This window comes from Thioalkalivibrio sp., assembly GCF_041685615.1.
GTDB lineage: Bacteria > Pseudomonadota > Gammaproteobacteria > Ectothiorhodospirales > Ectothiorhodospiraceae > Thioalkalivibrio.
Genome location: NZ_JAWLFK010000024.1, coordinates 26,934 through 34,163, shown reverse-complemented (window position 1 = coordinate 34,163; position 7,230 = coordinate 26,934). Strand labels below are relative to the sequence as shown.

Here is a 7,230-nt window from a genome sequence, read left to right as displayed (position 1 = left end):
GTCGCGATGGTCATCCGCTTTATCCGGGTCGCCATCCCGACCATCGAGCAACTCGGGCTGCCCGACGTGCTCAAGCAGTTTGTGGCCCACAACGACGGGCTGATCCTGATCGTCGGCGCTACCGGTACCGGGAAGTCGACCACGCTGGCGTCGATGATCGACCACCGCAACACCAACCAGAGCGGGCACATCCTCACGGTCGAGGACCCCATCGAGTTCCTGTTCTCGCACAAGCGTTCCATCGTCGGTCAGCGCGAGGTGGGGATCGATACCCCGAGCTACGACCATGCCCTGCAGGAGGGGATGCGCGAGGCCCCGGACGTGATCATGGTGGGCGAGGTCCGCTCGCGCGAGACCATGCGTGCGGCGCTGACCTATGCCGATACCGGCCATCTGGTGCTGACCACCCTGCATGCGACCAACGCCACCCAGGCTCTCGACCGGGTCATCAACCTGTTCCCGGAAGACAACCGCCCGCAGATCCTGTCGGACCTGTCGCTGAACTTGCGTGCCATCGTGGCCCAGCGCCTGCTTCAGACCAAGGATGGCCGCCGCGTGGCCGCGCTGGAGATCCTGATCAACACGTCCTATATCGCGGAGCTGATCCGGGACGAGAAGATCAGCGAGATCAAGGAGGTTATGGCCAAGGGTGGCTCCGTGGGCATGCAGACCTTTGATCAGGCGATCGTCAAGCTGTTCAAGACCGGGGACGTGATGCTGGACGAGGCCCTGAACAAGGCGGACTCGCGTGCCGATCTCGAGTGGCGCCTGAACTTCGGGGGCGGCGTCTCCTCGGCCGACGAGACCGAGGAAGAACTCAAGCTCCCCGACAAGTAGGCCGGGCCCCGCATCGCGCGGCGCAGTCTCCGCCCGGCGCCGGTTTCAGGCACGTTCCGGCGCCGGGAAGACGTCGCCGGACGCGAACACCGGACCATCCACGCAGACCCGCTTCATCGCGACCCCGTCCGGGGTGCGCACCGGCACCGTGCAGCCGGCGCAGCCGCCCACCGCGCAGGCCATGAACTCCTCCAGTGACACCTGGCAGGGCAGGTCGAATTCCGCCGCCAGTCCGGCGCAGGCCTCGAGCATCGGGTGGGGGCCGCAGGCGAAGATCTCGACCTGGTCGCGCTCTTCCGGCGCGAGCCCGGCCAGCCAGGCGCGCCCCAGGTCGGTCACGAAGCCGTCGAAGGCACCCGACAGTCCGGCCTTCGAGGTCAGCCGGCAGGCGACCCCCCAGTCCTCCAGCAGCGGCAGGGTGGCGATCGCCCCGTCCGGCAGCCCCCGCCACAGGATCTCGGAGGGGCGTGCGTGGAACGGGAACGGGACCTCGGAACCCAGAATCGCGTGGGTTTGCCCCGCCTCGCCCTGCAGGTGCAGGCGGTGGGCCAGAAAGATCATCGGCGGGATACCGACCCCGCCCCCCAGCAGCAGCCGCTTCGGCCGCTCCGGATGCAGGCGGAAGGGCTGGCCGATGGGCCCCAGCACGCTCAGGGCGTCACCCTTGCCCTGTTGCGAGAGGGCGCGGGTGCCGTCCCCCACCACCTTGTAGAGGAACTCCACCCAGCCAGCTTCGCGATCGACACGCTGGATCGACAGGGGACGCCGCATCGGCAGGCGCGGGGCGCACTGTAGATGGGCGAACTGCCCGGGCTCCGCCGCTTGGGCGCATTCGGGAGCGGAGATCCGCAGGATCCACTGATCTGCCCCGGCATCATGGTGGTCGAGGATGCGGCCCTCTTCCTGGAAGATCGTGCCGCGATGGGCACGGGCATGGGGGGCGGGGGCGGTCATGCGGTGTCCTCGCTGGGCCGGGTCCAGACCGGACGTCCGGCGACCCAGGTCTCGCGGACCTGTCCGGAGAAGGTCCAGTTGAAGAAGGGGGTGTTGTGCCCGGCGCTCAGCCAGTCCTCGCGGCGGACCTCCTGCATCGCCGCAGGATCCCAGAGCACGAAGTCGGCGCGGGCGCCCGGGGTCAGGTGTCCCTGGGCAAAGCCGAGGATCCCCGCCGGTCCGGTGGTGACCCGGGCCAGCGCCTCGTGCAGGCTCAACAGTCCATCCTCGACCAGGCGCAGCGTCAGCGGCAGCAGGGTCTCCAGGGCCGAGATGCCGGCCTCGGTGCCGGCGAACGGGCCCAGCTTGCTGTCGGGCTCGTGTGGCTGGTGATCGGAGCAGATCGCGCTGATTTCGCCGCGGGCGATCGCCGCGCGCAGTCCGTCGCGGTCGCGCTGGCTGCGCAGGGGCGGGATCACGTGGCAGTTCGGATCATATTCCGCGACGTCCACCTCGGTCAGGAACAACTGGTGGGCGGCGACATCCGCGCTGACCGGCAGGCCCTCGGCGCGCGCCTTGGCGATCATCTCGGCGCCGCGCCGGGTCGACAGCCGCGCCACGTGGACCCGCGCGCCGGTCTGTTCGACCAGCGCGAGGATGGCGCCCAGTGCGGCCGTCTCGGCGGCCTCCGGGATACCGGCCAGCCCCAGACGGGTGGAGACCGCGCCCTCGTGCATGCAGCCGGAGCCGGTCAGGGCCGGGTCCTGGGCTGACAGCACGATGGTCAGGCCGAAGGTGGTGGCGTATTCCAGTGCTCGGCGCAGCACGAGCAGGCTGGCCAGCGGCTTGCTCGCGTTGCTGACCCCGCGCGCGCCGGCGTTCATCAGAGCGGCCATCTCGGCGAGTTGCTGGCCCTCCAGCTGATGGGTGAGCGCTCCGAGTACGTAGACCCGCACGCCGCAGGCCTGGCGGGCGCGGCGATTGATCAGCTCGATCTCGGCGGGCGAGTCGATCGGCGGTTCGGTATCCGGTGGGACGACCAGACTGGTAATTCCGCCACTGGCCGCCGCCCGGGTCTCGCTGGCAACCGTGGCCTTGTGCTCCTGGCCCGGTTCGCGCAGGCGCGCCGCGAGGTCGATCAGGCCGGGGATCAGCCACAGCCCGCTGGCGTCGATGCGCCGGCGGGGTTCAAAGCCGTCCGGTGCCTGCCCCCGGGCGAGGATCTCGCTGCCCTGCACGCACAGCGACCCGATCGTGTCGAAGCCGTCCACCGGATCGAGGATACGTGCGTTCTCGATCAGCACGCTCATGCCTGGTGAGCCCCCATGACCATCGACATCACCGCCATGCGTACCGAGATCCCGTAGGTCACCTGTTCCAGAATCACCGAGTGGGGCCCGTCGGCCACCGCGGATTCGATCTCCACCCCGCGGTTGGCGGGGCCGGGATGCATGACCAGGCAGGTCGGGTGCGCCAGCTGCAGCCGCCGCGAGGTGAGGCCGAACAGCTGATAGTACTCGTGCTCGGAGGGGAGGTGGGCATGCTCCATACGCTCGCGCTGCAGGCGCAGCATGATGATGACGTCGACGTCCTTCAGCCCTGCGTCGAGGTCGTTGTAGACATGCACCCCGAGTTGATCGACATTCGCCGGCAACAGCGAACAGGGTGCGACCACCCGCACCTCGCCCGTCTGCAGGATATTCAGGGCATGGATCTGCGAGCGCGCGACGCGCGAGTGCAGGATGTCGCCGACGATCGCGACCTTCAGCTTGGTGAAGTCGCCCTTGTGGCGGCGGATGGTGAACATATCCAGGAGCGCCTGGGTCGGGTGCGCGTGGCGGCCGTCGCCGGCGTTCAGCACGCTGATGCCCGGGGCCACATGGCGGGCAATGAAGTGCGCGGTGCCGCTCTCCTCGTGGCGTACCACGAACATGTCGACGTTCATTGCCTCGATGTTGCGCAGGGTGTCCAGCAGGCTCTCGCCCTTCACCGCCGAGGAGGTGTTGATGTTCACGTTCAGCACGTCCGCGGAGAGGCGCTTGGCGGCCAGTTCGAAGGTGGTGCGGGTGCGGGTGCTGGCCTCGAAGAACAGGTTGACGATGGTCTTGCCGCGCAGCAGCGGGACCTTCTTCACCGCCTTCTCGTTCATGTTGGCGAACGACTCGGCGGTATCGAGGATCTCGGTCAACAGCTCCCGGTTCAGGCCCTCGATGGTCAGCATGTGACGCAGCTGGCCGTCGTCGGTCAGCTGCAGGCGGTTGGGCAGCGGGCCCGGCTCGGGCAGGCGCGCGCCGGGGTGGGCGATCAGGGTCTCGGTCATCCGTCGTGATTCCGGTGGCTCAGGCCTCGAGGTCCTCGGGGTCGATGGCCACCCGTTCCAGGCGTAGCGGCTCGGGACCCCGCAGCTTGATTTGTTCGGTCTGGCCCAACTCCATGTGGGCGCCGACAATCGCGGCCTCAATCGGCAGTTCCCGGCCGTCGCGCTCGACCAGCGCCGCCAGCGTCACCGAGGCCGGACGGCCGTAGTCGAACAGCTCGTTCAGGGCCGCGCGGATGGTGCGCCCGGTGAACAGCACGTCATCCACCAGCAGCACGTGTTCGCCATCCAGATCTTCCGGCAGTTCCGACGGCCGCACCTGCGGGTGCATGCCGATGCGCGAGAAGTCGTCGCGGTAGAAGCTGATGTCCAGCTTGCCCAGTGGGCGTTCCACCCCCAGGCGCTCGCGCAGGTGCTCCGCGATCCAGACCCCGCCGGAGTGGATGCCGACCACGATGGGCTGCTCGATCCCGTGGGTCTGGAGGTAGTGGCGGGCCTGTTCGGCCATGTCGTCGAGCAGGGTCGGGACGTCCGGCGTCATGATGCGTTCTCCAGAAACCAGCCTTCGAGGATGACCGCGGCGGCATGGGCGTCCAGCCCCGGGTCGTGGCGTCCCGGCCGACGGCGTTCGCGGGCCAGGTGGGATGTCAGGTGCTCGTCGCACCAGTATACCGGTTGCCGGTAGCGTTCTTCGAGGGTGCGGGCGAAGCCCCGGATGCGCCGCGCCAGCGGGGTGGGCTTTCCGTCGGCCTGGGTCGGCCAGCCGACCACAAAGCCCTCCGGGGCCCATTCCGTCACCAGTGCGTCGATCGTGGGCCACAGGTCCGGTGCATCGCGGGCGAGCGTGCGCAGGCCGCGGGCCGAACCGGTCAGTTCTTCGCCAACCGCCACCCCGATCCGGCGTCGCCCGTAGTCGAACGCCAGCAGCCCCACGGTCAGGCGTGTCCGGAAGCCGAACTGATCAGGTTGACGTCGATGCCGATCAGTTCGGCGGCGGCGCGCCAGCGCTCGGCGCTGGGGTGATCAAACAGGATGTCGGCGTCGGCGCGGGCCGTCAGCCAGGCATTCTCGGCCAGCTCGCTTTCCAGTTGCCCGGGCCCCCAGCCCGCATGGCCCAGCGCGATCAGGACCCGGCGCGGGCCGCGGCCCGCATTGATCGCCTCGAGGATGTCGCGCGAGGTGGTCAGCACGATGGAGTCGGTGATGGGCTGGCTGCCACGCCAGGTCTGCTCGGCGGAGTGGAGCACGAAACCATGTTCCGGCTGTACCGGGCCGCCGCGGTAGACCGGAATCTCCGGCAGATCCTCGCCGGGTTCCAGCTCCACGTGCTCCAGCAGTTCGTGCAGCGAAAACTCGGTGGGCTGGTTGATCACCAGGCCCAGCGCACCTTCTTCGTCGTGATCGCAGATGTAGGTGACCGCATGGCTGAAGTAACCGTCATTCAGGGTCGGCATGGCGATCAGGAAGTGATCGCGCAGGCTTTCGGGCTCATGGCGGGCGGTCGCGGGCTTCATGCGACCAGTATCGATGCTGATCCGGCCGGTCGCAAGGAAAGCGGCCGGGTTCGTCCGATCCGTCAGCGGATCTGTTCCATCTGGTCGCGGCGGAAGGCCCAAGTGCGGGTGATGACCAGTTCGTCGTATTCCTCGCGCATCGCGTCGGTGAAGGGCGCGTACGGGGCCGCGAGTTCCACGATGCGGATGGCGGCCTGATCCAGGACCGGTTCCCCGGAACTGCGGGCGACTTCGATATCGAGCAGTTCGCCCTCCGGATTGATGCGCACCGACAGGACCAGGGTTCCGGACAGGCCCCGGCGCCGCGCTTCGTCCGGATAGTTCAGGTTGCCGAGACGCTCGACCTTGTTGATCCAGGCCTGCAGGTAGGCGGCTTCGGGGGCGCTGCGCGCGGCGAGGGTGTCCAGATACCGTGTGCGGCTGGCCCGGGTCGAGAACGTCTGGCGTTCCTCGGCGGGAGCGGCGCGGGCGCTCTCCAGGCCGCGGTTCATGAGTGTCGCGGCGGAGGGTCGGTCCTCGGCATCGGGGGTCTCGAGCGGCTCGGGCTCGGCGACCTTGGGCGGTGCGGCGCGCTCGTCCGGGGTGTCGGCGGTGACCTGATCGGGTTCCGGCTCGGGTTCCGGCTGCGCCGGGTCCATGACCAGCGGGCCGGCCTCCGGCAATGGTGCGTCCAGGCCCTCCGGCTCGGGCTCGCCGACGCCGGCATCTTCCGCCTCCGGGGCCCGGGCCTCCTGGACCTCCTCGCCCTCGCCGCTGGCGGCCTGATCCTCGGTGGCGATGTGCTCGATCTCCTCGTCCAGCTCCGGTGGCGGCGCGTCGGGGTCGGTGACCCAGGTGATGTCCAGGGGCTCGCGGGTGGGGCTTTCGATCGGATCGACCGCAAAACCGATCCCCAGGATGATCAGCGCGTGTGCGACCACCGCAAGAAAGATCATGGTTCCCAGGTGGTCCTGCGCCCGGGGCGACTCCGGCGGAGGGGCGCCGGGCGTGGCGGGACTCGTCATGCCGCCCCCGGCCCGCGATCGGCGTTCACACGCCCGGGTCCCGCCGGGTGGCGGGGTCCGCGGGTGTTATGAACTGGGGTTGGACTTGCGGACATGACGCTGGATTCGCGGATCGGCTAGGACCTGGGTGGTCAGTATACCGGTCAGGCTGCCCGTGATCAGGGCCGCGAGCAACAACGGCGGCAGCACCAGCGGCAGCTTGGGGTGCGGGATGATGAGTGCCCAGGCCAGCAGAAACTGCCCGGTGATGTGGCCCATGGCGGCCGCAATGGCCAGCCCCACGGGCCCGACATGCCGGGGTGTGAAGGGCCGCAGCGCGGCCAGCAGGACCAGGCTTGCGACGGCCCCGGCCAGCGAGAGCCAGAAGGCGGGGCTCAGCAGGGTCCCCAGCAGCAGGCTGCTGCCAACCACCCGGATCAGCGTGACCGCGACGGCCGCGCGCCAGCCGAGGACCAGCAAGGTGATCAGGGTGACGATGTTGGCTAGCCCCGGCTTGATACCGGGGATCGGGCTGGGGATCGCGGCCTCCAGGATCTGGATGCCGATTGCGATGGCAGCCAGTGCGGCGATGGCGCGGTCTCGGGCGTCGCTGCCGGCCCGTGGATCGCCGGCCGAGATCCCCATG

Annotated in this window: 9 protein-coding genes; 1 reads left to right on the top strand and 8 read right to left on the bottom strand. The window is 69.1% G+C overall.

Annotation, left to right across the window (positions count from 1 at the left end):
- A partial coding sequence (locus tag ACESLR_RS06700; RefSeq protein ID WP_373024997.1) for a PilT/PilU family type 4a pilus ATPase occupies positions 1-837 on the top strand: 837 nt, incomplete at its 5' end.
- A gap of 45 nt (positions 838-882) precedes the next feature.
- On the opposite strand, the gene ACESLR_RS06695 is transcribed toward ACESLR_RS06700, so the two are convergent.
- The 8 genes from ACESLR_RS06695 to ACESLR_RS06660 all read right to left on the bottom strand — a co-directional run bounded on the left by ACESLR_RS06695 (position 883) and on the right by ACESLR_RS06660 (position 7,229).
- Positions 883-1,791, bottom strand: coding sequence for a dihydroorotate dehydrogenase electron transfer subunit (locus ACESLR_RS06695; protein ID WP_373066883.1), 909 nt, complete (start codon positions 1,789-1,791; stop codon positions 883-885).
- Complete coding sequence (locus tag ACESLR_RS06690) at positions 1,788-3,080, bottom strand: dihydroorotase (RefSeq protein WP_373024999.1); 1,293 nt, start codon at positions 3,078-3,080, stop codon at positions 1,788-1,790. Before ACESLR_RS06690 ends, ACESLR_RS06695 begins: the two co-directional genes overlap by 4 nt.
- Complete coding sequence (locus tag ACESLR_RS06685) at positions 3,077-4,090, bottom strand: aspartate carbamoyltransferase catalytic subunit (protein WP_024327623.1); 1,014 nt, start codon at positions 4,088-4,090, stop codon at positions 3,077-3,079. Before ACESLR_RS06685 ends, ACESLR_RS06690 begins: the two co-directional genes overlap by 4 nt.
- Before the next feature lie 19 nt (positions 4,091-4,109).
- Positions 4,110-4,628 (bottom strand): bifunctional pyr operon transcriptional regulator/uracil phosphoribosyltransferase PyrR, encoded by a 519-nt coding sequence (pyrR, locus tag ACESLR_RS06680; RefSeq protein WP_373025000.1) that lies wholly within the window; start codon positions 4,626-4,628, stop codon positions 4,110-4,112.
- Positions 4,625-5,020 (bottom strand): Holliday junction resolvase RuvX, encoded by a 396-nt coding sequence (gene ruvX / locus ACESLR_RS06675; RefSeq protein WP_373025001.1) that lies wholly within the window; start codon positions 5,018-5,020, stop codon positions 4,625-4,627. Before ruvX ends, pyrR begins: the two co-directional genes overlap by 4 nt.
- A 2-nt stretch (positions 5,021-5,022) precedes the next feature.
- Positions 5,023-5,601, bottom strand: coding sequence for a YqgE/AlgH family protein (locus ACESLR_RS06670; protein WP_373025002.1), 579 nt, complete (start codon positions 5,599-5,601; stop codon positions 5,023-5,025).
- Positions 5,602-5,663: 62 nt separating this feature from the next.
- Positions 5,664-6,605, bottom strand: coding sequence for an energy transducer TonB (locus ACESLR_RS06665; protein ID WP_373025003.1), 942 nt, complete (start codon positions 6,603-6,605; stop codon positions 5,664-5,666).
- 66 nt (positions 6,606-6,671) lie between these two features.
- Positions 6,672-7,229: a Gx transporter family protein gene (locus ACESLR_RS06660; RefSeq protein WP_373025004.1), complete on the bottom strand. Its 558-nt coding sequence runs from the start codon at positions 7,227-7,229 to the stop codon at positions 6,672-6,674.
- Between the last annotated feature and the right edge of the window lies 1 nt (position 7,230).